The following is a 24,045-nucleotide window of genomic DNA, read 5'->3' on the forward strand; positions in this document are numbered from 1 at the left end:
CAGCACAGAAAATTCAATTGCCCGAAGTTTGCCAGCGAATTATGAAAACTTGATGACACGTCAGAACAACGGATGAATTGCTCAGACCAGGTCAAAATTTTTATGACAAGGATTTGGCACTATCTCATCACTGCTAGGATCAATGACACGCAGAGAGACTGCGTACTGAACATTTTCAGCAAACTATGCTGCAATGCAATATCGAATTAATCGACAGCAGCAATGCCTTTTACATTGGTTTTATAGGGCGTTATCGCGTTGCTATCCAAGCCTTTGGCATGCGCGTAAAGCGGCATGACTTCTGGCAGATGACGCTGTATTTCGGCGATCCTGTCGCTACCCGCGGGATGGGTGGAGAGCCATTGCGGTGGAGCGCCCTTGCTCGCCATCCCCATTTTTTGCCAGAGCGCGACACCAGCACGCGGATCGTAACCGGCGCGCGCCGCGATATCGAGACCAACCACGTCAGCCTCGGTTTCATCGTCGCGCGAGAATTTCAACATACCGACTTTGGCGACGCCGCCGCCAACTGCACCCGCCAGTGACGGGTCATAGCCCTTGACACTGGCAAATAATTCCAGCGCCTTGACCCCAAGAGTAGCGGCCATGTTTTTACCGGCACGCTCGGCACCGTGTTCCCGCAAGGCGTGCGCGATTTCGTGACCCATGACGATGGCGACTTCATCATCGGTAAGTTTCAGGGTTTCTAAGATGCCGGTATAAAAGGCAATTTTCCCGCCTGGCATGCAGTAGGCATTAATTTGCTTAGAGCCTAACAGATTGACTTGCCACTTCCAATCCAGCGCACGCTCATTCCAGCGCAATGCAAACGGGATCAACTTAGCGGCGATCGCGCGCAGCCGTATCACTTGCGGATTATTCGACGGCGCTAGGGCGTGTTGTTCCTGCGCCTGTTGCATGGTTTGCACATATTGCTGGGCGGCCTGCCCTTCTAATTGACCGGTACCGGCGAGTTTACGGAAAATCGACATTTCTCCGACCTTGACGCCATCTTGCGGCGCGTTATTTTGCGCCATAACGGCACCACTCACGACAAACAGACTGCCGATAGCCAGGTGGATAAGCGGGTGTTTCATGGCAATGCTCCTGCGAATTTCAATTAATTGGTATAGACCAAGATGGTAGCACTGGCCGTAAACTAAAGTGCGGCAAGCACTTTATGCCGATTTTTTTTCATTCCAGGGAGCGACTTTAAAGAGTAATAACATGCCGGGGATAGCCAGAGCAAAGCAGATCAGGAAGAAGTGAAACCAGCCGGTTTCTGCCACGATGAAACCGATCAGTGAGGTAGTAAAGGTACGCGGCACCGCAGCCAGACTGGTAAATAAAGCAAATTGCGTCGCGGTATAGCGCGGATCGGTCGATCTGGCGATAAAGGCGATAAAGGCTGAAGTACCGAGGCCGACACCAAAGGCTTCCGATGCCAGAACCACGCCTAGCAGTATCAAGTTAGGGCCGGAATGCGCCAGCAGCGCAAAGCCCAGAATACTCAAAGCTTGCGCCACGCCAAAGATCCACAGCGCGCGATTAATGCCAAGTTTAATCATCCAGATGCCACCAACCACGCCACCGGCTATGCTGCCCCAGAATAGCGTCAGTTTTGCCACGGCACCGATTTGCGTCAGCTGAAAACCCAGATCCAGAAAAAACTTGGTCGCCAAGGTCGCGGCCATGCTATCACCGAGGCGATACAGAAAAATAAAACTAAGTATCCAGAGCGCGTTGAGCCAGCCATCACGCGTGACAAACTCCTGAAACGGCAAGACCACCGCTTCCCTGATGTTCTTGGGTGGCTCGCCATACGAAGGCGGCTCTTTGACCAGCAGCGTACAGATCAGACCGGGCAAGATAAAAGCCGCAGTGATCCAGAACACCCAACTCCAGGCGATATGATCAGCCAAAATCAGCGACAAGGCACCCGGTACCAGACCGGCAATCTTGTAGGCATTGACCTTGACGGCAGCCCCCAGGCCCTGCTCGTTATCGTCCAAAATTTCGCGGGTATAGGCATCAATCACGATGTCTTGACTGGCCGACAAAAAGGCGACCATGATGGCGCAACCTATGATGACGGAAAGTTGGGTCTGGGGATTGAGCATGCCCATGCTACCAATCGCAAAGAACAGACCGGCCTGCGTCAAGGCCATCCAGCCACGCCGCCGTCCCAGACTACCGAAGCTAAAGCGGTCCATCAAAGGTGACCATAAAAATTTCCACGGATACGGGAACATCACCAGCGTAAACAGTCCTATCGCCTTAACGTCCAGGCCTGCCTTAGACAGCCAGGCTTGCACCAGATTAATCAGAATGAACAAGGGCAAACCTGAACTAAAACCGAGAAACACCAGGGTCAACATGCGGCGATTGAGGTAACTACGCCAGCCTGGTGCAACAGGCGGAATAATCTGGGAGCTGCTTATATTTGTCATAGCTTGAACTTTAATCGCTTATTTTTTTCTGAGACGGAACACCGCCAGGCTACCACGCAGATTCGGCAACCATTTGATCGGCTGCCCTTCATGTAAGGCCATGCATTCCAACACGTCCAGACCGACATCGTCGGCCAGATCGGCAAAATCATAGATAGTGGCGCAACGCACGTTGGGGGTGTCATACCATTCGTAAGGCAGAGCCTTGGAGACTGGCATTTTGCCGCGCAGCAGCGCCGTGCGATGTGGCCAGTAACCAAAGTTGGGGAAGGAGACGATCGCCTCTTTACCGACGCGGGCGATGTCGCGCAATAAGGGCTCCACGTGTTTCATCATCTGTAAGGAAGACAGGCACAGCACGGTATCGAAGGCATTCTCGGCAAACATGCCCAAACCGTTTTCCATATCTTGCTGGATCACGTTGACGCCGCGCTGCGCGCAGGCCAGCACCCTGTCATCGGCAATCTCTACGCCATAGCCTGTGCATTGCTTATCGCTCTGCAGATAGTCAAGCATCACACCATCGCCACAGCCGACGTCGAGCACATGCGAATTGGGCTTAATCCAATGCGCAATAAAAGCGAGGTCGGGCCTTAAGGTATTGAGTTCGGTAAAGTTCATGCCAGCTCCTTGGCGATGCGCGCATAGTAAGCCGCGACTAAATTGAGGTAACGCTCATCCTCGAGCAAGAAGGCATCGTGCCCATGAGGGGCGTCGATTTCGGCATAGCTGACCGTACGTTTGTTCTCGACCAGGGCTTGCACGATCTCACGGCTGCGCTCAGGCGAAAAACGCCAGTCGGTAGAAAACGAGGCCAGAAAAAATTTAGCTTTGGTATTGGCCAGCGCCTTACTCAGATCACCGCCAAAGGCACGCGCCGGATCAAAATAATCGAGCGCTTTGGTGATCAATAAATAGGTGTTCGCGTCAAAATAATCCGAGAATTTATCGCCTTGATAACGCAGGTAAGACTCGATCTCAAAATCGACGCCGAAGCCAAATTGGTATTCACCGGTTTTCAGTTCACGACCGAATTTTTCTGCCATGTCGTCGTTCGACAAATAGGTGATATGGCCTATCATACGCGCCACCCGCAAGCCATTGCGCGGCACCACCTGGTGCGCGTAAAAATCGCCACCATGAAAATCTGGGTCAGTCAAAATCGCCTGCCGCGCCACATCGTTAAAAGCAATATTTTGTGCCGAGAGTTTTGGGGTGGAGGCGATCACTACGCAATGCCGTAAGCGGTCCGGATACATGATGCTCCAGGCCAGAGCCTGCATACCGCCGAGCGATCCGCCCATGACGGCCGCGAACTGCTGTATCCCCATTACATCGGCCAGACGTGCCTGCGCATTGACCCAATCTTCTACCGTGACCACCGGGAAATCGGCACCGTAGGGCTTGCCGGTCGCTGGATTGGTGTGCATGGGGCCGGTAGAACCAAAACACGAGCCCAGATTATTCACGCCTATGACGAAAAATTTATTCGTGTCCAGCGATTTACCTGGCCCCACCATATTATCCCACCAGCCTATATTTTTTGGCTGATCAGCGTAATAACCTGCCACATGGTGCGAGGCATTGAGTGCATGGCAAACCAGCACCGCATTCGATTTATCGGCGTTGAGCGTGCCGTAGGTTTCCACCATCAGTGTGTAATCAAAGATGCTGGCACCGCTCTGCAAAGGCAGAGCTTCGGTGAAACGATACGCTTGTGGCGTGACGATTCCTATGGATGGCATACATTATTCCCGTGAGATAGACGATCTCTGGTAACGCGTTCAAGGGGACTAAAGGCTGAATGGAGGGAGAACTGCGGCATTCAAGCTCGCTTTAGCCGTATTTATTTGTCTCGACATCGCCAAAACTGCGCCCGCAAGCTGATTTCAAATCGGCGCTTAAGGGTAGAAGGATAGCGAACTCTATCGAGTACGTCAAACCACGGGCACAAACGCTGACTCCTTAGAGCCTGAAGTTCAAAATCCCAAGACTCTCCTCAAGGAAATTTTGCTAAACATGACTTGACTTGAAGACCGGATTACTAGACTCTGCATCCCCTTTGGCAGACCTGCCATTGTTAACCGCATTACTTGCAGCGCTTTACCTCCTTCTTTTCATGATCAAACAATTCTTAGTTTCTAGCTTATTTTTCCTCTTTTCAACTAACTCCCTCGCCGTACAAGAATTCTCTGAGTGCCGCCACTTGTTCGTCAACGGTAGCGCTCCGGTAATGCCAGCTGCGCCCGATTTACAGCTGCGCGCCCTGTGTTTCTCCTCCTTTGCGGTACTGCATTCTGGCAAAAGCCGCACTCCCGTGTATGTGGCCGAGCGTCTGAATAAGGAAACCCTGATCGAAGCCAAAGAAAATAAACGCAGTAATCACTTCTTTTCCGATGCCCGCTTACCCCGCTCAGAACGGGCCGAACTGGAGGATTTCAAAGGCTCAGGTTACGATCGCGGCCACATGGCACCAGCGGCCGACATGGCCACCAGCGTCGCCATGTCGCAAAGTTTTTCGCTCGCCAATATGGTGCCGCAGGCACCAGAGAATAATCGCAAGGCTTGGGCCAGCATAGAGAAAGCCACCCGCAAATACGTGATGCGTGCCAGCGGCGATGTGTATGTAATTACCGGTCCTGTGTTCGATAAACACCCGGAAAGCATAGGCCCGCACAAGGTCTGGGTACCCACGCATCTGTTCAAGATGGTGTACGATCCAGGCACCCAAAAATCCTGGGCCTACTGGCTAGAAAATACCGATGAAGCCAGACCCGGCAAGCCGATCAGCTATGCCGAATTAGTCGAGCGTACCGGCATCAATTTTATGCCTGGCCAATCTAGACAGACCCAGTAGCTTTGAATCAAAAATGAAAGCTATGCAAGCCCAGTGCGAAGTATCCATGCGGGTTTGCGAGCATATAGGCTGGACAGGCGCATGGAATATGCGCGCTGGCCTTACCTAACATTCTGGTTTAATGGAGCGTGCTACCGACACTGGCTAACTGCTGCAAGCTCTCTTGTATCACGACCGGGTCGTAGCAACGCAGAATTTTTTTTATGTGCACTTGCAGACTCTCGATATTGCTGGTGAGTATCGCTTGCTTCACTTCCGGCAGCAAGGCGGCGGGCATCGACAGCTCGCGAAAACCCATACCTATCAGCAGCCGGGTCAAACGAACATCGCCCGCCATACCGCCGCAGATCGCCACCGGTATTTCGGCCTTATCGGCCGCACTTACGGTCATGTGCAGCAATTGCAAAATAGCCGGATGAGTGTCGCTATACAGATGTGCCACTTCATGGTCGGCCCTATCGATGGCCAGCGTGTACTGGATCAAATCGTTGGTACCTATCGACAGAAAGTCGAGTTTTTTAACGAACATAGGCAGACTCAGCGCTGCCGCCGGCACCTCTATCATGGCACCGATCTTGATCTTGCGATCAAACCCTATACCTGCCAGCGCCAGCTCAGACTTAGCTTGCTCTATCATCGTCAGCGACTGATCGATTTCAAACGAGTGGGCGATCATGGGCAGCAAAATATGCACCTCACCAAAAGCCGAGGCACGCAAAATAGCCTTAAGCTGCGTCAGAAAAATCTGCGGCTCTTGCAGGCAATAGCGTATCGCCCGCAAACCCAGCGCGGGATTGAGAATATTGTGTTCGCTGCTATCCATAGGCTTATCGGCCCCGACGTCTAGCGTGCGTATCGTCACGGGACGGCCTTTCATCGCCACCACCGCATCGCGGTAGGCGACGAATTGCTCTTCTTCACTAGGGAGTTTGTGCTCGTGCCCGGTGCGCCCCATGAATAAGAATTCAGAACGAAACAGGCCGACGCCGTTGGCACCGGCTTCCAGTGCAGCATGCGCATCTTGCGGCAATTCGATATTCGCCAGCAGGCTGATAGAGATGCCATCGAGTGTCACCGCCTGGGTTTTTTTCAGACGATTGAGTTTTTTGCGCGCCTTTAACAACACCGCCTGGCGATCTCGATATTGGCTGATGACGAGTGCCGATGGCGCCACGATCACCACTCCGGCATCGCTATCGATGATCAGCCAATCGTCTTGCAGAATCAGGCGTGAGGCATTCCCCATACCGACCACGGCAGGGATCCCGAGACTGCGCGAAACAATCGCGGTATGCGAGTTTTGGCCGCCTTCATCGGTAACAAAACCGGTAAAGGCAACGTTACGGAACTGCATCATGTCGGCCGGTGAAATATCTCTGGCCACCACGATCATATTGGCATTACTTTCATCGACTCCAACTGCGCGCGGTAAGTCATGCGCACTGCCAGTCAACACCTTCAAGACGCGATCGGCGACCTGTTGAATATCGGCTTTGCGTTCACGCAGGTACTCGTCTTCGATCTCATCAAACTGCGCCGACAGCACATCGATTTGCGTCACCAGCGCCCATTCGGCGTTGTAGTGGCGACTGCGTATGATGTCCAGCGGCTCTTCGCAGATCATCGGGTCGGATAAAATCAGGGCATGCACATCGAGGAAGGCGCCTAATTCGGTAGGCGCGTCTGGCGGTAAATCGGACCAGATGGCTTGCAAGTCTTTATGTACCTTGGCGATCGCGTCTTTGAGTCGCTGCACTTCGGCTTCGACTTGTTCTTGTGCGATCAGATAATGCTGCACGTCTAATGCAGCAGGATGCAGCAGATGGGCGCGGCCTATGGTGATGCCACGTGAGATGGGAATACCTTGCAGTGTGAATGAAGCCATGCTGTGTCCCTATTGTATGTAGGGCTTACGCAGAACTGCCCCGGCGGCCTGGCACTCGCCTAACTGGAACAATTTTTCGTCAGTCCTCTATTTTTAGCTAGCAAAACCACGATCGCGTCTAAGACGGCAATCTTAATGCCGTTTTTACCCTATGTACGACTGTATGACTGTATGACTGTATGACTACTTTCAATTCCTTGATCCTAAGCTATGCCGGCAGGTTGCGCAGCCAGCTAGCCGGGTTTATTCGCCTTCGCCAAAGCGGTCATTGATCAAGGCGAGAATCGCGTCGAAGCATTCTTGCTCGTCGACGCCATTGGTCTCAAGCAACACCTTACTGCCCTTACCTGCCGCCAGCATCATCACACCCATAATGGATTTGCCGTTGACGCGGCGACTATTGCGTGTCAGCCAGACTTCGCATTTAAACTTGCCGCCTAATTGTGTGAGTTTGGCCGAGGCACGCGCGTGCAAGCCGAGTTTGTTAATGATTTCTATGTCTTGCTGGATCATGCTAAGTTCACTTTTTTATCAAATTTATTCATGTAGCGAGTTATGTGGCGAGAGCTGGCCTCAAGAGGCAACGCGTACCCGGTTATCGACACGCATGGCACCATTCTGACCGCCCGCCAGCGCCATTTCGACCACCACATCCAAAGTATCCTGTCGATAGGTAATGGCTCTTAGCAACATCGGCAAACTAATGCCGGCAATCACCGCCACTTGATCAGGCTCGCCTAACTGACGGCAGCAATTGGACGGCGTGCCCCCCATCACATCAGTAATCACCAGCACACCCGAGCCCTGATTGAGGCGCGCAACAGCGGCGCGTGCCAGTCTATGCACCTCGTCGATATTTTGATCGGCGACGACATCGATGGCTTCAAAATGCTCAGGCATGCCACGAAATACATGCGCCGCCGCTTGCAGAAAAGCCGCTCCCAAGGGCGCATGTGTCATCAATAATATGCCTACCATATGTTCATTTCCTAGGGAGTATAGGTAAATATACTAGTGTTTGCGCAATAAACACGTGCGCACAATAAAATACCCTACCCCAGTATCACAAAATAATCTTAGGCAGCTTCGAGCGCATCGATAAACATTGCGGCGACATCAAAGCCCTTTTGCTGCGTAATCTCTTGGAAACAAGTCGGACTAGTCACATTCACTTCCGTCAAACAATTCCCAATTACATCTAATCCTACCAGCAACAGGCCGCGCTGGTGCAAGATGGGAGCCAAAGTCTGTGCAATCTCAAGATCTCTTGTTGTTAATTCTTGCGCTACACCAACACCGCCAGCGGCCAGATTGCCGCGTACTTCGCCGTTTTGCGGTATCCGTGCCAAAGCAAATGGCACGACCTTGCCTGCGATCAGCAAGATACGCTTATCACCATGCACGATCTCAGGAATATAGCGTTGCACCATGATGGTACGCGTCCCGTTCAGGGTCAGAGTCTCAATTACGGAACCGAGATTCATACCATCCTCACGAATCCGGAAAATCCCTGCGCCGCCCATGCCGTCCAGCGGTTTCAGGATAATGTCCTGATGCTCTTCATGAAAGCCGCGTATGCGCTGTTCGTCACGCGTCACCAGGGTAGGCGTGGTGAATTGGCTAAACTGCGCAATGCTGAGTTTTTCATTGTGGTTGCGGATCGCCGCCGGTTTATTATAGACCCGTGCACCTTGCTGCTCCGCCAGTTCCAGCAGATAGGTAGCGTAGATGTATTCCATGTCAAACGGCGGATCTTTGCGCTGCAGCACTGCATCAAAATCGCTCAGACGCACCGAGCTGGCTGGCTCCAGCCGAAACCATGCCTCACTGTCGCCAGTCAGTATTACCTGGCTGATCTGCGCTACCACCACACCCGACTCCAAAGCCAGGTGTTCGGGACCGAAAGCATAGATACTGTGACCGCGCCTGGCGGCCTCGCGCATCATGGCATAGGTGGTGTCTTTGTAAATCTTGAACTGCGACAAGGGGTCGGTCAGAAAGGCGATTTTCATGATGGAGACTATCTAAAGTAAGCGAAAATTTGTAGCGGCATAAGGCCAGCAACGCCTGGCAGATTCCACTATCTTAATAAATTTCTGGATCCGGATCGGTTTTTTCCAACTCCAGCGAAGCAGCTAGTAAAGCCAGACGCGCCACCACGCCGTACAAATAAAAACGATTCGGTGCCGCAGTACCTGGCTTAGCGCGCATGTCCGGCACCGCGTGCTGATGCGCGAACGCCAGCGGCACAAAATGCATGCCGGGCGAATTCAAATTCTCGTCCACACGTCGACCTTCATGTACACGGTAAAAACCACCGACCACATAGCGGTCTATCATATACACCACCGGTTCCGCCACCGCATCATTGATTTGCTCGAAAGTGTAGACGCCTTCCTGCACGATCACGTCGCGGATCGCCTTGCCGTCTTTGGTGACAGCCATCTTATCGCGTTGTTCTTCAGTCAGATTGCGCACTTCTTTAGAATCACGCACCGTGAGTATCCCCATGCCATAGGTGCCGGCATCGGCTTTGACGATCACGAAGGGCTTATCTTTAATGCCGTATTCTTTATATTTCTTACGTATTTTGGCCAACAGCGTATCGATGGTGGCCACCAGAGTATCTTCGCCAGTGCGCTCATGAAAATTCACGCCGCTGCATTTGGCAAAAAAAGGATTTAGCAACCAGGGATCGATATCGACCATCTTAGAAAACTTTTTGACCACGTCGTCGTAAGACGAAAAGTGATTGCTCTTGCGGCGCATGGCCCAACCCGCATGTAAAGGCGGCAATAGGGTTTGCTCGTTCAGATTTTCTAAGATCGCCGGTATCCCCGCCGATAAATCGTTGTTAAGCAAGATCGTGCAAGGATCAAAATTTTTCAGGCCCAGACGACGACCATTGGCCGAGCGCAGCAGCGGCTCCAGGGTCAACTGGGTGCCGTCCGGCAAATTGATATTGGTAGGCTCCTTGATGCTTGCATCGAGAGTGCCAAGACGCACGTTCAGACCGGTCTGGCGGAAAATTTGCATCTGTCTTGCGATGTTTTGCAGATAGAAGGCGTTGCGCGTTTGCACCTCGGGTATCAGCAAGAGGTTTTTAGCATCGGGACAATATTTTTCTATAGCGGCCATCGCCGCCTGCACTGCCAAAGGCAGCATTTCTGGCGCAAGATTATTAAAACCACCGGGAAACAGATTGGTATCGACCGGTGCCAGCTTAAATCCGGCATTGCGTAAATCGACCGAGCAATAGAAAGGCGGCGTATGTTCTTGCCATTCGAGGCGGAACCAGCGCTCAATTGCTGGCGTTGCTTCCAATATTTTTTTTTCAAGATCAAGTAGCGGCCCGTTGAGGGCGGTAACCAGATGCGGAACCATAGTAGCCTTTGTTGTTGTGCATGCACGTGAGCGCAGAACAGGCGGAGTATCAGGCTGGCCACGCTAACGGACGTTTAGACCCACTTAATTTGGGATGAAACGGCAAACTTCAAGCCAGTATCTGCCCCTTACCCAAGCGACAATTAGAGCGACTTACCCAGCAGCGTAAAATGCTCGACTAGCGGAGGCGAGGCAAAGTAGGAGCCAACTATGGCACGCCATTCCAAAAATGCTGGCGACTCGCGAAAATCTATCGTATGGTTTTCCAGCGTTTCCCAAAAAATCATTAGGACATAGCGCTCTGGCGACTCCATCCCTTTATTGATTTTATAGCCACAAAAACCGTTCGCCTTGGAGATTACATCGTCTAAGCCGCGTTGAATAGCAATGTCAAACTCTGCCTGTTGACCTGCATGTATGCGTATATCCGCGAGTTCAAGTATCATGTTTTTCTAAAATAAAGATGTCAATATTGGGGGATAAGAGATTATGCCATCTTTTAGACTAAATCCCGATCACTAAGCTCTTTCTTTATATAGGCGTAGAACACAGGCGCGGCAGCTACGCCTGCCAGCCCGAATAAGGCCTCCATGACTAGGATCGCGGTGAGCAATTCCCATGCTTTGGCATTGATCTGAGAGCCTATGATGCGTGCATTCAGAAAATATTCGAGTTTATGGATAATCACCATATACGCCAGCGAGATCCCCGCCATCTGAGGCGAATGCGACAGGCTGACAATCACAATCACTGTATTGGAAATGATATTACCGGCCACTGGGATCAAGCCAGCCAAAAAGGTGATCGCAATCATGCTCTTGGTCAGTGGCAAATGGACCCCGGCCAATGGCAGTACTATCGCCAGATAAATCCCGGTAAACACGGTGTTAATCAAAGAAATACGTACTTGCGCAAAAACCACTTTTTGAAACATCTCAGCCAGGATCGCCAGCCTTTGATGCAAGGCCGCGGCGAATACGCGATAGTGCTTATTGCTACTGACATCCTGCAGCGCCACCATACTGCCGATAATCATGCCTAACAAAAGATGCACGATCAGGTGTCCGGCCTCTTGACTGAGTAACTTCGCTTCGCCGGCATGTTCGCGTAGCCAGTTAGAGAGTACACCTTTCAAGGGATCAACCCCCTCCGGCAAGTAAGAACTTAATAAACTGGGCAACTGACTGCGCGAAGCCTCGATAATGCCAGCCATTTTTTGCAGCATGCTCTGCATACTGCCAGCATCGCTACGAAAAAACACCAGACAAGCCCAAATACTCACGCTGATACCAGTAACAATTAAGCTAGATAAAAGTATCACCGCAATCATGCGAGCTTGCTTATTATTGAACTTTTTCTCTATGGTTGGAGTCAATAAATGTACTAGGGAATACACCAGTAAGCCGGAATACAAGGCCACTAATAAGCCTGCTTTCAGCACAACGAATAAGGCCAGAGCGGCCAGTACATAGGAGGCGAGAACAGGGATACTGATCTTGTTGGAGGTATTCATTGAATTTTCCACCAGATCTTAACGGAATAAACCAACTACGGCGCCGAGTAACAGCGTGATCGAGGCGAATGTTGCAATACTAAATCCAGCAGCACGTTTGGCGGCTTCCCGGTAATAGCTTAAGGCATACCAGATACGGCCGATTATCCATACCACACCGACTAAAGCTGCAAATTTATCATTTAAGCAATAAGCACATAACCATAAGGCAGGAAAAAAGAAAATCAGTTGCTCTACAGTATTCATTTGCACACGTAAGCTGCGTAAAAACTCAGGCGGGCCATCAACCGAAGGTGCGAGCACCTGATATTTTATTCTGGCCCTGCCAACGTTGACGATAATCCAGAAATACATGCATAAAGTTGCGACTGTGACCCAAGATGTCCATAGTAATTGCATATTTTGTCCCCAGATATTCTTCTAAAATACAGATATGGTCTTGAAAGCCCAACTATCAAGAATTATTTGCAACAATACTTTACAAAAGGTCTGTAGACCTTTTGCCCGTCAGGCGCGTTAAGCACTAAATATGTCACTTACATCAGAAAATCGAGGTTTAATATGATTAAAAAAACAGCTCTTACTGTCGCGGTATTAGCATCAGTATTCAGTCTCAATGGCCTCACTCAGCAGGCGTATGCGGCAGATTTTGAAGATTACGCGCGTGTCACCAATGTCAGCCCGCAAGTGGAACAGATAAACGTACCACGGCAAGACTGCCGCACAGAATATGAGAACACCACACGTTATCCGACGCGTGAGCCAGAACGTAGCGCCGGAGGTGCAATTATTGGCGGTATCGCCGGCGGTTTATTAGGTAGCCAAGTCGGCGGCGGTAACGGCAAAATTGCGGCAGCAGCAGTTGGCGCGCTGACTGGTGCGATCGTCGGCGATCGTGTGGACAATAATAATAACGGCAATAATTACAACAACCAAGCCACCACTGAAAGCCGTCCGGTGCGTATCTGTCGCAATATCGATAACTGGGAAACCCGTACCACCGGTTATGCCGTCACTTACGAATACCATAATCGCAGCTACACCAGTATCATGCCGTATGATCCAGGCTCACGCCTGAAATTACATGTATCCCTGACGCCACGTCCTTAAGGTTTTAGAGTTTACGAGTAGGAAAAAAATGCCGCGATTTGCGGCATTTTTTTCATGCAAATCCGCATTTTTCAGAGGCTAGCCCTACAGAAATTGACGGGAAATACCCTGCTTTTATAGTATGATCGTGCCTCAATAAGATTAACATGCTGAAAGCTTAAGCTTCACGCCCAACTTCCTTCCCAGGGTCCATGCGAAAATTTTTAAGACAATACAGTCTGTTAATCTGGCTTACTTTTATCCTGACTACAGGATTTTTAGCCATTTTAGTTACCAGTTATATCGTCTCAAAAGATTCCATACAGCAAGGCATAGCAGAAAAAAGTTTACCGATTACCGGTGACAGCGTTTATTCCGAAATTCAAAAAGACATATTACGTCCCGTATTTATCTCGGCCCAAATGGCACAAGATACTTTTGTCCGTGATTGGATCATCAACGGGGAAGAAGAATCTACGCTGATAAGCAAATATCTAAAAGAAATTAAAACCAAGAACAATGCAGTCTCCAGTTTCTTGGTCTCCGATGTGAGTCATCAGTATTACCATCCGGATGGCACACTAAAAACGGTAAAAGAAACCGAGCCACGTGATGCATGGTACTTCAGGGTGCGCAAATTGAAAGCCGCATATGAAACCAATGTCGATGCCGACATGGCGAATCACGACAATATGACGATCTTCATCAATCATAAAATACTCGATTACAATGGAAAATTCATAGGCGTTACCGGCATAGGCCTGACCCTTGATAGCATGAAGCGCGTGATAGACAGTTATCAAACACGTTTTCACCGCAACATCTATTTCGTCGACGCCAAGGGCAATCTGGTACTCGCTGGCAGCGCCGCCAAACGTCTCGGTTCTAGCATCGTTAAAGCCACCGGCATCAGTACTATCGCAACTCAGATACTGGCGAATACCAAGAACGAGTCCCAGCATTTAGAGTACAGCATTGACGATGAAAAAATCTTGCTCAATGCACGCTATATTCCTGAATTGGGCTGGCATTTAATAGTCGAACAAGAAATGAACGAGCAACTCAAACCATTACAGGACGTCCTGCTAATGGGAGCTGGTATCAGTGCCTTAATTACGCTGATCGTCTTAAGTTTGGTCTTGATCACCGTGCGTCGCTACCAAAATCGTATAGAAAAAACGGCGGCGACTGATCAGCTCACCTCTTTGCCAAATCGTCAGGCTTTCGATTTTGTGTTTGAAAACGCCTTGTTAGACAGCGAACGCTCGCGCCAACCACTGTGCGTGGCTATCATAGACATCGACTTTTTCAAGAAAGTAAATGATAAGCATGGCCATCTGGTCGGTGACCATGTGCTTAAAGAAATTGCCATGATCGCCAAACGCTCTTTGCGCGAGAGCGATGTGATTTGCCGCTGGGGCGGTGAAGAATTCGTCATCCTGCTAAAAAATTGCACCCTGGAAAAAGCCACGGCGATCGCAGAAAATCTGCGTCTGACCATCGCCAATAATGATTTTTCCCGCACCACCGATCTTGCCAGAACACGTCTGACCATCACTGTCAGCATGGGTGTAGCGCTGTGCAAAGATAAAGAGGATGAAGACAGCGTGTTTGAGCGCGCCGATGTGGCGCTGTATCAAGCCAAAGAAAACGGCCGTAACAGCGTGTATTTTTCAGAATAAGCCTTACAACTTTTTTTTTCGTGCTGCCAATTCTATTGTTGGCGGTAAGAAAGCCTGATATAAATCTCCGGCCGCTTTATCCCAGTGTTCTACCACTTGCTGTTGCAAGCCCACCGTCTGCATATCCCCGCGTGCGATTGGCCCGGTCAGAGCCGCCGCAGTACCTAGCTTGAACACGTTTTCCAGGCTTAGCGTAGCCAGAGGTTGTGCCATCGCCAAGGCCGTCTCGCGCGGGATGCCTGCCGCCTGATAGGCCTGCAAGGCGGTCTCGATCAATGTCACCAGATAATTACTGGCAAACACCGAGCCCGCGTGATACAGCAATTTATTCTCCGCTTGTATTTCGACCACCTTGGCGTCGATAGCGGCCAGCGCGGTACTGAGGATTACGAGAGCAGCAGCATCGCCTTCGATACTGCAAATACTGCCAGAAAAATTGGCCGCCAGTACTGCCGGATCGGCAAAACTTCGCACCGGATGCAGGCTGGCAATATGCACGCCCAGAACGCTGGCGGCGGCCAATTCTGTCGAGGCTTTTGCACCACTACAATGAAAAAGCACACTACCGGGCAACAGCAAACCACGCTCTAATAAGGCGGTACAACTGACCTGTATCTGATCATCCGGCACCGTCAGCATGGTGATATCAGCGGGCTGCAATTGCGCCATATCGTTGACCGCCGCACCGGCACCCATGAAGTCCACCGCTTGTTGCGCCGATAGCAGGCTGCGATTGCATACCTGCCCTAGCGTAAACACCTGATGCTGAGCAAATTGCCGTCCCAGGACGCGCCCGACTTTACCGGCACCAATAATCGTCAAACTCTTAGTCAAATTCTTAGTCAAACTCTTCATCGCAATAGTAGGTTCACATTTAATCAGGAAACTGGCTGGAAAAACTGCGCAAGCCGGGCAGATCGAGAATGGTGATGCCACCGTAATCGACCGACAAAAGTTTTTTCTTTTCCAGTAACTGCAAGGCTTGATTGGCGCGCTGGCGCGAGACGCTGGAGATATAGCCAATTTCTTCCTGCGAGATTTGCAACTGCAAGCCGCCACCCGGATTCAGATACGGATTAAACATGGCGGCGATGCAGCGCGCCACACGCGTGTCGGTATCTAACATGCGGTCAAATTCAACCAGAGAAATAAACAGGCCGAGACGCTCATTGAGTTGCTGTAATAAAAACCGGTTAAATGGGATGCTGTTATCGAGCAGATAGTTGAAGGTAGTGCGCGGCATATACGCAACCCGGGTATCGCGCAAGGCCACCACATCGTATTTACGATTTTCGGTTTTAAGCATAGAGCCTTCACCAAACCAGCCGCCCGCTAACATGCAACTGAAAGTGATGGTTTTACCCTCGGGTGAAATGCTGCTCATCTTCAGGAAACCGTCTATCACCCCCATCCAATGATCGACGCTATCGCCTTTGCGGCAGGCATAGGCACCAGCCGGTACAAAACGTTCTACAACTTCGCTCTCTACCCTTTGCAGATGTTCCGGTGCCAGCATACTGGCCCACATGCTTTTGGCAAAACGGTCCTGCGGGCAGCTGCTTTGCTGCGGTTTGCCATTCATTGCGTGTTCAATCATATTGTGCAGCGCACCACCGATAGTTGATAAATACAGATAGATTGTCAGTTAAATGACAGCACACGAAATAACGAGCCTCTACTATCATTCCAACAAAAAATATAAATTGATACCGAGACATTGTAAGCCACTATGTACGACTGCTAGTACAAGTGATCGGCTCTACGATGCTTTTCATCAATCGCAGATAAAAGACAACAGCACAGTAACAGATACGAGCAGATTCACCGGTGCGTAAGTATCCCGTAAGCCTAGCTGCAGAGACTGGTGTCAAAAAAGAACCTTGGTGGAGACCATGAACCAAAACGATCTAGCGAACACGACTTTCCCCAAGCTCTTGCTGCAGCATGCGCAAGTGCGCGCGCAACACCCGGCCTTTCGCGAAAAGCACCTGGGCATATGGCAAACCTGGAGCTGGCAACAAGTCAACGCAGAAGTGCGGGCACTGGCGTGCGGATTAGCGGCGCAGGGCTTTCAGCGCGGCATGAACCTGGCCATCATCGGCGACAATCGTCCTCGTCTTTACTGGGCCATGGCGGCGGCCCAATGTCTGGGCGGCATCGCGGTCCCCTTATATCAGGATGCCCCCGCCGCCGATATGATTTTCGTGTTGGAGAACGCCGAGATCAGCTTTGCCGTGGTGGAAGATCAAGAGCAGGTGGATAAATTACTCGCCATCAAACAAGACTATCCGGCCTTGGCCAACATCACCTACGATGACCACAAGGGCATGCGTCACTATCATCAGTCTGGTCTAGTGTCTTACCAAAAATTGCAAGATCTGGGGCGAGAATATGATGCCGCCCATCCTGAGTTTTTCATGCAGCAAGTCAATCTGGGCCAGCCTGACGATACCGCTGTCATGCTATACACCTCGGGCACCACAGGCAAACCTAAGGGCGTGTGCCAGACCCATAGAGCCTTCATGAGTGCGGCCATAGGTGGCATCAGTTTCGACAAATTGAGCGCGCACGAGAATATTTTGTCTTATCTGCCTATGGCCTGGGTCGGTGATCATCTATTCTCTTATGCGCAGGCCATGGTCGCGGGTTTTACCGTGAATTGTCCGGAGTCCGGTGACACCGTGCTAAGCGATTTACGCGAAGTCGGGCCTAGCTATTATTTTGCACCGCCACGGGTGTTTGAAAACATGCTGACCACGGTCATGATACGCATGGAAGACGCCAGCGCCATCAAGCGCGCTCTATTTCATCACTACATGGAAGTGGCGCGCGGTGTCGGCGCCGATATCCTTGATGGCAAGCCTGTCACGCTATTGGACAAGCTGCGCTATGCAATCGGCAATGTGCTGGTGTACGGCCCCTTGAAAAATGTATTAGGCCTGAGCCGTGTCAAGGTCGCCTACACCGCCGGTGCGGCGATCGGCCCGGATCTGTTTCGCTTTTACCGTTCTATCGGCATCAATCTCAAGCAGCTTTACGGTGCAACCGAAACCTGTGCCTATGTCTGCCTGCAACCGGATGGCAATATCAAGTTCGACAGCGTTGGTCTGGCCGCGCCCGGGGTAGAAGTGAAGCTGGCCGAGAACGGCGAAGTGTTGGTGAAATCTTGCGCTATGCTCAAGGAATACTATAAACGCCCCGACGCCACCGCCGAGGTGATCGATGCCGACGGCTATTTCCATACCGGTGACGCCGGCCTGTTTGACCATGAAGGTCATCTGAAAATCATCGACCGCGCTGCCGATGTGGGCAAGATGAGCCATGGCGATATGTTTGCGCCCAACTACATAGAAAACAAGCTGAAATTTTTTCCGTTTATCAAAGAAGCGGTGGCCTTCGGCCAGGACCGCAACATGGTCTGTGCGTTTATCAATATCGATATGGAAGCGGTCGGCAACTGGTCGGAGCGGCGCGGCATCGCGTATTCCGGCTACACCGATCTGGCAGCCAAAAAAGAGACTTACGATCTAATCGCCGAATGCCTGCAAAAAGTGAATGCCGATCTGGCCAGCGAAGAGCTGATGAGCGGCACCCAGATCCATCGTTTCCTGATACTGCACAAAGAACTCGATCCTGACGATGACGAGCTGACCCGCACCCGCAAAGTCAGACGGCGCTTCGTGGCAGAAAAATACCGGGTTCTGATAGACGCACTTTACAGTGGCCGGCAATCCCAATACATAGAAACTCTGGTCAAGTTTGAAGATGGACGACAAGGCACCGTGGCTGCGGATTTGCGCATCGTCGATGTCAAAACTTTCGATCCAGCCCAGCAAGCAGCGTAAAGACAGCGATGACACAGACTAGAAAAATTGGTGAGGTAATACTCGATTTGCAGGGGATTTCCCTGTCATTTGGCGGCGTTAAGGCGCTCACGAATATCTCCTTCAACGTCAAGGAACATGAAATCCGCGCCATCATTGGCCCTAACGGTGCCGGTAAAAGCTCGATGCTGAACGTTATCAATGGCGTGTATCGACCACAACTAGGCGAGATCACGTATCGCGGCGTGCACCGTAAGGATATGAACACCTACGCCGCGGCCAAGAGCGGCATCGCGCGTACCTTCCAGAACATCGCCCTATTTAAAGGGATGAGCGTGCTCGATAACATCATGACCGGGCGCAATCTGAAGATGAAGAGTAATTTTTTGATGCAGGCGCTGTACTGGGGCCCGGCGCAAAAAGAAGAAATAGCGCATCGCGAAAAAGTCGAAGAGATCATCGACTTTTTAGAGATACAGCACATCCGTAAAACGCCGGTAGGCCGACTCTCGTACGGCTTGCAAAAACGGGTAGAACTGGGGCGTGCCCTGGCTGCCGAGCCAGAGATACTCTTGCTCGATGAACCTATGGCTGGTATGAACGTCGAAGAAAAACAAGACATGAGCCGTTTCATCCTGGACGTCAATGATCAGCTCGGCACCACCATCGTCTTGATCGAGCATGATATGGGAGTGGTGATGGATATTTCCGACCGGGTGGTGGTACTCGATTACGGCAAAAAAATCGGCGACGGCACACCCGACGAGGTCCTGGCGAATCAGGAAGTCATCAATGCCTATCTCGGCGTAGCCCATTAAAAGAAAAGCACACATATGAACATTAATTTCTTTTTTGAAGTCCTGATCGGTGGCCTGCTATCTGGTGTGATGTATGCGCTAGTGGCACTGGGTTTCGTGCTGATATACAAGGCCTCGGGCGTCTTCAATTTTGCTCAGGGTGCCATGGTATTTTTCGCGGCCTTGACTTGCGTCGGTCTGACCGAAGAATTTGGTCTGTCCTTGTGGCTGGCGATCCCCTTGACCATGTTAGTCATGGTGGCGCTCGGGCTGGCAATAGAACGCATCGTCTTGCGGCCCCTGGTCAATCAGCCTGAGATCACTTTATTCATGGCCACCATAGGCCTGACGTTTTTCATCGAAGGTCTGGCGCAATTGCTGTGGGGCTCGCAACCGCATCAGCTAAAACTGCCGATAGAAGACGTGCCTATCGAATGGCTGCTGGAAAAGTACAACATCATCGTTTCACAATTTGATGTGATCGCCGCCCTGATCTGCGCCTTGCTGGTGACAGGATTGGCGCTACTGTTTTCTAAAACAAAAATCGGGCGCGCTTTACGCGCAGTGGCCGACGATCATCAGGCGGCGCTGGCGGTGGGGATTCCCTTGCAACAGATCTGGGGCATAGTCTGGGCAGTGGCCGGCTTTGTCGCGCTGGTGGCGGGCTTGCTGTGGGGCGCGCGCAATGGGGTGCAATTTGCACTCACCTTTGTCGCCCTGAAAGCCCTGCCAGTCTTGATCTTAGGTGGATTTACCTCGGTCCCCGGTGCGATCGTCGGCGGCCTGATCATAGGTGCATCCGAAAAACTGGCGGAAGTGTATATCGGCCCCTTAGTAGGCGGCGGCATAGAAGGTTGGTTCCCGTATGTATTGGCCTTACTGTTTTTGCTAGTACGTCCGGAAGGTCTGTTTGGCGAAAAAATCATACGCAGAATTTGAAAATACAGCTTTTAAGTACGCAATAGGCATGCGCCTTGCAGGGCATAAATGGCTGGAAACCCGCATGTTTATTGCGCAATCGAAATTGAAATAGAGGAATTCCATGTTCTACCGTGAAGCAGGTCAATTTAAATCTAGCTACGCCGAAGACAATCAGATCTTCCCTATCCGGCAGGACAGGATAGCGATGGCTGTGCTACTGGCGCTGGCGTTTCTGGTGGTGCCACTGATCGCCTCACCGTATACTTTTTCGGCGATTTTGATTCCCTTCCTGATTTTTTCGCTGGCCGCGCTGGGTTTGAATATTCTCACTGGCTACGCTGGTCAACTGTCGCTAGGCTCGGCCGCGTTTATGGCAGTCGGTGCCTTTGCCTCGTATAACTTTATCTTGCGCATCCCCGGCATACCGCTGTTACTCGGTTTTGTGTTGGGCGGTTTATCGGCCGCCATGGTGGGGATAGCCTTTGGTCTGCCATCGCTGCGGATACGTGGTTTTTATCTGGCCGCCGCTACTCTGGCCACCCAATTTTTTGTAGTCTGGTGCCTGACCAAGATACAGTGGTTCACCAATTACAGCTCGTCCGGCGTGATTACCGCTCAAGAAATGCTGATCTGGGGTTACAGCATCAACACTCCGGTAAAAAAATATTTACTCACCTTAAGCATCGTTTGCGTGATGGCAGTGCTGGCTAAAAACATGGTGCGCTCGAATGTCGGCCGCTCCTGGATGGCGGTGCGCGATATGGACGTGGCGGCCGAAGTGATAGGCTTTCGGCTAATGCGCACCAAGCTGCTGGCCTTTGCGGTTTCCTCATTTTATTGTGGCATTGCCGGTGCGCTGTACGCCTACGCCTACCTCGGCACGGTCGAGCCTGAGGCCTACAATCTCGATCTGTCGTTTCGCATCCTGTTCATGATCATCATAGGCGGAGTCGGTTCTATTCTCGGTTCCTTCCTGGGTTCGGCCTTCATCATCTTGCTGCCTATTGGCCTCAATTTGCTGGCACACGCGCTGTCCTTACCAACCAATGTGGCTTCGAATTTAGAGTTGATGGTGTTTGGCGCATTGATCATTTTTTTCCTGATCGTCGAACCCCACGGTCTGGCGCGTCTGTGGCAAATCACCAAAGAGAAACTGCGGCTCTGGCCTTTCCCGCATTAAATTTTTTTCGTCGTTCTACGCATTTTATAAAAAGGCGCAATGGGAATTTTAGCCATCAAGCGCCAGGTACTACCAACCCGCTGTTAACAACACCAGGAGACACCATGAAACTGATTAAATCCGTCATTTTAAGCACTGCGATACTAGGCGCTTTCGGCTCCGTACCACTAGCGCAAGCTCAGACCTCAGAACAATACATCCCTATCCTGTCTTACCGCGTTGGCCCGTATGCGGCTGGTGGTTCCGGTTTTTACGGCGGCGCCATCGATTACTTCAATCTGATCAACGCCAAAGGCGGTCTGAATGGCGTCAAAATTTCCTGGGAAGAATGTGAGACCGAATACAACCCTTCACGCGGCGTCGAGTGTTACGAGCGCCTCAAGAAAAATAATGGTGGTGCCTCACTAGTCGAGCCGCTCTCTACCGGCATCGCCTACGGTATTTTGGATAGGGTGGCAGAAGACAAGATCCCTATGACCACACTGGGTTATGGCCGCTCTGACGCCGCCAACGGCAAGGTTTTTCCTTACATTTTCCCTTTGATTACCAGTTACTGGAATCAAGCCGCGGCCATGACTAAATATCTGGGTGACAAATCCGGTGGTATGGAGAAACTCAAGGGTAAAAAAATCGTCCATCTGTATCACGATTCCGCCTTCGGCAAAGAACCTCTGCCAGTCCTGGAAGCACAAGCTAAGCAATATGGTTTTGAGCTGATCAAGATCCCGGTGGCGCACCCGGGTAATGAACAGCAATCGCAATGGCTGCAAATCCGCCAGGCCAATCCTGATTACGTGATTTTATGGGGTTGGGGCGTGATGAATGCGGTGGCGCTTAAAACTGCCCAGCGTAATGGCTTTTCACGCGACAAGATACTGGGCGTCTGGTGGGCCGGCTCAGAAGAAGACACGGTACCGGCTGGCGATGCCGCCAAAGGTTACACCACCATGACCTTCAACACGCCAGGCAACTATGCGGTACTCGATGAGATCCGTACCAAGGTGTATGCCGCTGGCAAAGGTAATTTAAGCGATAAATCACGGGTAGGCTCGGTCTACCACATGCGCGGTGTGACCGCTGCTATCTTGTGGACGGAAGCGATACTGAAAGCGCAAGAAAAATTTGGCAAAGGCAAGCTGATGACTAGTGAGCAAATACGTTGGGGTTTTGAGAATCTCGACGTGAATGAAGCGCGTCAAAAAACCTTGGGGGCGCTCGGCATGTTCCCACCGGTTAAAACGTCTTGCGACGATCACGAAGGTTCCGGCGCAGTCAAGGTTCAGCAATGGACCGGCGACAAATGGAAAGCCATCACGCCTAACTGGGTAGTCGGCGACAAGGCATTGACGCGTGCTCTGCTAGAAGAGTCTTCGGCCAAATATGCGGCTGAGAAAAAGATTACTCCAGGCTGTATGAAATAGTTTTAATTAGTTTTTAATAGGTTTTCCAGTGGGTTTTCCTCACCTCCGCAGCGGATTTTATTTGTTCATCCGCGTGGAAGTGGGGGTTTTTGAGCTTGCAAAAACTAGCCATAAGTAAGCGCGAAAACCCGCTAATGAAATATTGAAGACCCGTCTTTGAAGATAGATGAGAACACCATGACCAGCCCCATCGTAGCGAATGTTAGCAATGCCAGCCCGCCAGCCCCGGCCGCCCCGGCTTACTTGAGCGTGAATAATATCGAAGTAATTTACGACCATGTGATACTGGTGTTAAAAGGTATTTCGCTACAAGTACCGCAAGGAAAAATCGTCGCCTTATTAGGTGCAAATGGTGCCGGTAAATCGACCACACTCAAGGCAATTTCTACGCTACTGCGCAATGAACGCGGCGACATCACCAAGGGCGACATCAGTTTTAAAGGCCAGCGCGTTGATCATCTGACCCCGAATGAACTGGTCAAGCGCGGCCTCTCGCAGGTAATGGAAGGCCGCCATTGCTTCGCCCATCTGAGCATAGAAGAAAATCTACTGACAGGCGCCTACACGCGCCAGATTTCACGTGCAGAACTGAAAGAATCGCTGGAGATGGTGTATCACTATTTTCCGCGCTTACGCCAGCGCCGCAGTTCGCTGGCCGGCTACACCTCGGGTGGCGAACAACAGATGTGTGCGATCGGGCGCGCCCTGATGGCTAAACCTTCCATGATCTTGCTGGATGAACCGTCTATGGGTATCGCACCGCAACTAGTGGAAGAAATTTTTGAAATCGTCAAGAGTCTCAACGTCAAAGAAAACGTCTCGTTTTTGCTGGCCGAGCAAAATACCAATACCGCTTTGCGCTATGCCGACTTTGGCTACATTCTGGAAAACGGCCGGGTCGTGATGGAAGGCGATGCCAAAGATTTGGCCGCCAATGAAGACGTTAAAGAGTTTTATCTGGGTGTCTCCAGCGCCGGTCGCAAGAGTTTTCGTGAAATGAAATTTTATCGTCGCCGTAAGCGCTGGCTGGCTTAAGACGGGA

General features: G+C 51.1%; 23 protein-coding genes. 9 read left to right on the forward strand and 14 right to left on the reverse strand.

Annotation, left to right across the window (positions count from 1 at the left end):
* Positions 1-206: 206 nt before the first annotated feature.
* From ACO0K8_RS10095 to metX, 4 genes are all read right to left on the reverse strand, one after another.
* Positions 207-1,097, reverse strand: coding sequence for a M48 family metallopeptidase (locus ACO0K8_RS10095; protein ID WP_422946517.1), 891 nt, complete (start codon positions 1,095-1,097; stop codon positions 207-209).
* Positions 1,098-1,178: 81 nt separating this feature from the next.
* Positions 1,179-2,450, reverse strand: coding sequence for an AmpG family muropeptide MFS transporter (locus ACO0K8_RS10100; RefSeq protein ID WP_422946518.1), 1,272 nt, complete (start codon positions 2,448-2,450; stop codon positions 1,179-1,181).
* A gap of 18 nt (positions 2,451-2,468) precedes the next feature.
* Positions 2,469-3,071 carry a methionine biosynthesis protein MetW gene (metW, locus tag ACO0K8_RS10105; protein ID WP_422946519.1) on the reverse strand — a complete coding sequence of 201 codons (603 nt, stop codon included), beginning with the start codon at positions 3,069-3,071 and terminating at the stop codon, positions 2,469-2,471.
* Positions 3,068-4,195, reverse strand: coding sequence for a homoserine O-succinyltransferase MetX (gene metX, locus ACO0K8_RS10110; RefSeq protein ID WP_422946520.1), 1,128 nt, complete (start codon positions 4,193-4,195; stop codon positions 3,068-3,070). Before metX ends, metW begins: the two co-directional genes overlap by 4 nt.
* Before the next feature lie 374 nt (positions 4,196-4,569).
* Between metX and ACO0K8_RS10115 the strand changes: the two genes are divergently transcribed.
* Positions 4,570-5,307, forward strand: coding sequence for a DNA/RNA non-specific endonuclease (locus ACO0K8_RS10115; protein WP_422946521.1), 738 nt, complete (start codon positions 4,570-4,572; stop codon positions 5,305-5,307).
* 118 nt (positions 5,308-5,425) lie between these two features.
* Here ACO0K8_RS10115 and ptsP read toward each other — a convergent pair whose 3' ends face one another.
* The 8 genes from ptsP to ACO0K8_RS10155 all read right to left on the reverse strand — a co-directional run bounded on the left by ptsP (position 5,426) and on the right by ACO0K8_RS10155 (position 12,488).
* Positions 5,426-7,192 (reverse strand): phosphoenolpyruvate--protein phosphotransferase, encoded by a 1,767-nt coding sequence (gene ptsP, locus ACO0K8_RS10120; protein ID WP_422946522.1) that lies wholly within the window; start codon positions 7,190-7,192, stop codon positions 5,426-5,428.
* A 243-nt stretch (positions 7,193-7,435) separates the two neighbouring features.
* On the reverse strand, positions 7,436-7,705 hold the full coding sequence (locus ACO0K8_RS10125; protein ID WP_126127135.1) for an HPr family phosphocarrier protein: 270 nt from the start codon (positions 7,703-7,705) through the stop codon (positions 7,436-7,438).
* Between the two features lie 60 nt (positions 7,706-7,765).
* Complete coding sequence (locus ACO0K8_RS10130) at positions 7,766-8,170, reverse strand: PTS sugar transporter subunit IIA (RefSeq protein ID WP_422946523.1); 405 nt, start codon at positions 8,168-8,170, stop codon at positions 7,766-7,768.
* Positions 8,171-8,268: 98 nt separating this feature from the next.
* Entirely contained in the window at positions 8,269-9,204 is a 936-nt protein-coding gene (gshB, locus tag ACO0K8_RS10135) for a glutathione synthase (RefSeq protein WP_422946524.1), read from the reverse strand.
* Positions 9,205-9,277: 73 nt separating this feature from the next.
* A complete protein-coding gene (gshA, locus tag ACO0K8_RS10140; protein ID WP_422946525.1) occupies positions 9,278-10,576 on the reverse strand; it encodes a glutamate--cysteine ligase in 1,299 nt (432 codons plus the stop codon).
* Positions 10,577-10,719: 143 nt separating this feature from the next.
* Complete coding sequence (locus ACO0K8_RS10145; RefSeq protein WP_422946526.1) at positions 10,720-11,022, reverse strand: antibiotic biosynthesis monooxygenase family protein; 303 nt, start codon at positions 11,020-11,022, stop codon at positions 10,720-10,722.
* Positions 11,023-11,075: 53 nt separating this feature from the next.
* Positions 11,076-12,089, reverse strand: coding sequence for an AI-2E family transporter (locus tag ACO0K8_RS10150; protein ID WP_422946527.1), 1,014 nt, complete (start codon positions 12,087-12,089; stop codon positions 11,076-11,078).
* 18 nt (positions 12,090-12,107) lie between these two features.
* Positions 12,108-12,488: an MAPEG family protein gene (locus ACO0K8_RS10155; protein WP_422946528.1), complete on the reverse strand. Its 381-nt coding sequence runs from the start codon at positions 12,486-12,488 to the stop codon at positions 12,108-12,110.
* Positions 12,489-12,650: 162 nt separating this feature from the next.
* Between ACO0K8_RS10155 and ACO0K8_RS10160 the strand changes: the two genes are divergently transcribed.
* Together ACO0K8_RS10160 and ACO0K8_RS10165 are read left to right on the forward strand one after the other, a co-directional pair.
* The gene (locus ACO0K8_RS10160) at positions 12,651-13,199 is read left to right on the forward strand and encodes a glycine zipper 2TM domain-containing protein (RefSeq protein ID WP_422946529.1); all 549 of its coding nucleotides are present in this window, start codon (positions 12,651-12,653) and stop codon (positions 13,197-13,199) included.
* A 191-nt stretch (positions 13,200-13,390) separates the two neighbouring features.
* Positions 13,391-14,860 carry a sensor domain-containing diguanylate cyclase gene (locus ACO0K8_RS10165; RefSeq protein WP_422946530.1) on the forward strand — a complete coding sequence of 490 codons (1,470 nt, stop codon included), beginning with the start codon at positions 13,391-13,393 and terminating at the stop codon, positions 14,858-14,860.
* Positions 14,861-14,863: 3 nt separating this feature from the next.
* Here ACO0K8_RS10165 and ACO0K8_RS10170 read toward each other — a convergent pair whose 3' ends face one another.
* Entirely contained in the window at positions 14,864-15,715 is an 852-nt protein-coding gene (locus ACO0K8_RS10170) for a Rossmann-like and DUF2520 domain-containing protein (RefSeq protein WP_422946531.1), read from the reverse strand.
* 19 nt (positions 15,716-15,734) lie between these two features.
* The gene (locus ACO0K8_RS10175) at positions 15,735-16,457 is read right to left on the reverse strand and encodes a Crp/Fnr family transcriptional regulator (RefSeq protein ID WP_422946532.1); all 723 of its coding nucleotides are present in this window, start codon (positions 16,455-16,457) and stop codon (positions 15,735-15,737) included.
* A gap of 295 nt (positions 16,458-16,752) precedes the next feature.
* Between ACO0K8_RS10175 and ACO0K8_RS10180 the strand changes: the two genes are divergently transcribed.
* From ACO0K8_RS10180 to ACO0K8_RS10205, 6 genes are all read left to right on the forward strand, one after another.
* The gene (locus ACO0K8_RS10180) at positions 16,753-18,705 is read left to right on the forward strand and encodes an AMP-dependent synthetase/ligase (RefSeq protein ID WP_422946533.1); all 1,953 of its coding nucleotides are present in this window, start codon (positions 16,753-16,755) and stop codon (positions 18,703-18,705) included.
* A gap of 8 nt (positions 18,706-18,713) precedes the next feature.
* The gene (locus ACO0K8_RS10185; RefSeq protein WP_422946534.1) at positions 18,714-19,502 is read left to right on the forward strand and encodes an ABC transporter ATP-binding protein; all 789 of its coding nucleotides are present in this window, start codon (positions 18,714-18,716) and stop codon (positions 19,500-19,502) included.
* A gap of 21 nt (positions 19,503-19,523) precedes the next feature.
* Positions 19,524-20,420: a branched-chain amino acid ABC transporter permease gene (locus ACO0K8_RS10190; RefSeq protein ID WP_422946636.1), complete on the forward strand. Its 897-nt coding sequence runs from the start codon at positions 19,524-19,526 to the stop codon at positions 20,418-20,420.
* A gap of 103 nt (positions 20,421-20,523) precedes the next feature.
* Positions 20,524-21,582 (forward strand): branched-chain amino acid ABC transporter permease, encoded by a 1,059-nt coding sequence (locus tag ACO0K8_RS10195; RefSeq protein ID WP_422946535.1) that lies wholly within the window; start codon positions 20,524-20,526, stop codon positions 21,580-21,582.
* A 104-nt stretch (positions 21,583-21,686) separates the two neighbouring features.
* Positions 21,687-23,003 (forward strand): ABC transporter substrate-binding protein, encoded by a 1,317-nt coding sequence (locus ACO0K8_RS10200; RefSeq protein ID WP_422946536.1) that lies wholly within the window; start codon positions 21,687-21,689, stop codon positions 23,001-23,003.
* Positions 23,004-23,180: 177 nt separating this feature from the next.
* Positions 23,181-24,038 carry an ABC transporter ATP-binding protein gene (locus tag ACO0K8_RS10205; protein WP_422946537.1) on the forward strand — a complete coding sequence of 286 codons (858 nt, stop codon included), beginning with the start codon at positions 23,181-23,183 and terminating at the stop codon, positions 24,036-24,038.
* Positions 24,039-24,045: the final 7 nt, after the last annotated feature.

The sequence above is a fragment of the Undibacterium sp. Ren11W genome (assembly GCF_049340485.1).
Classification (GTDB): Bacteria; Pseudomonadota; Gammaproteobacteria; order Burkholderiales; family Burkholderiaceae_D; genus Undibacterium.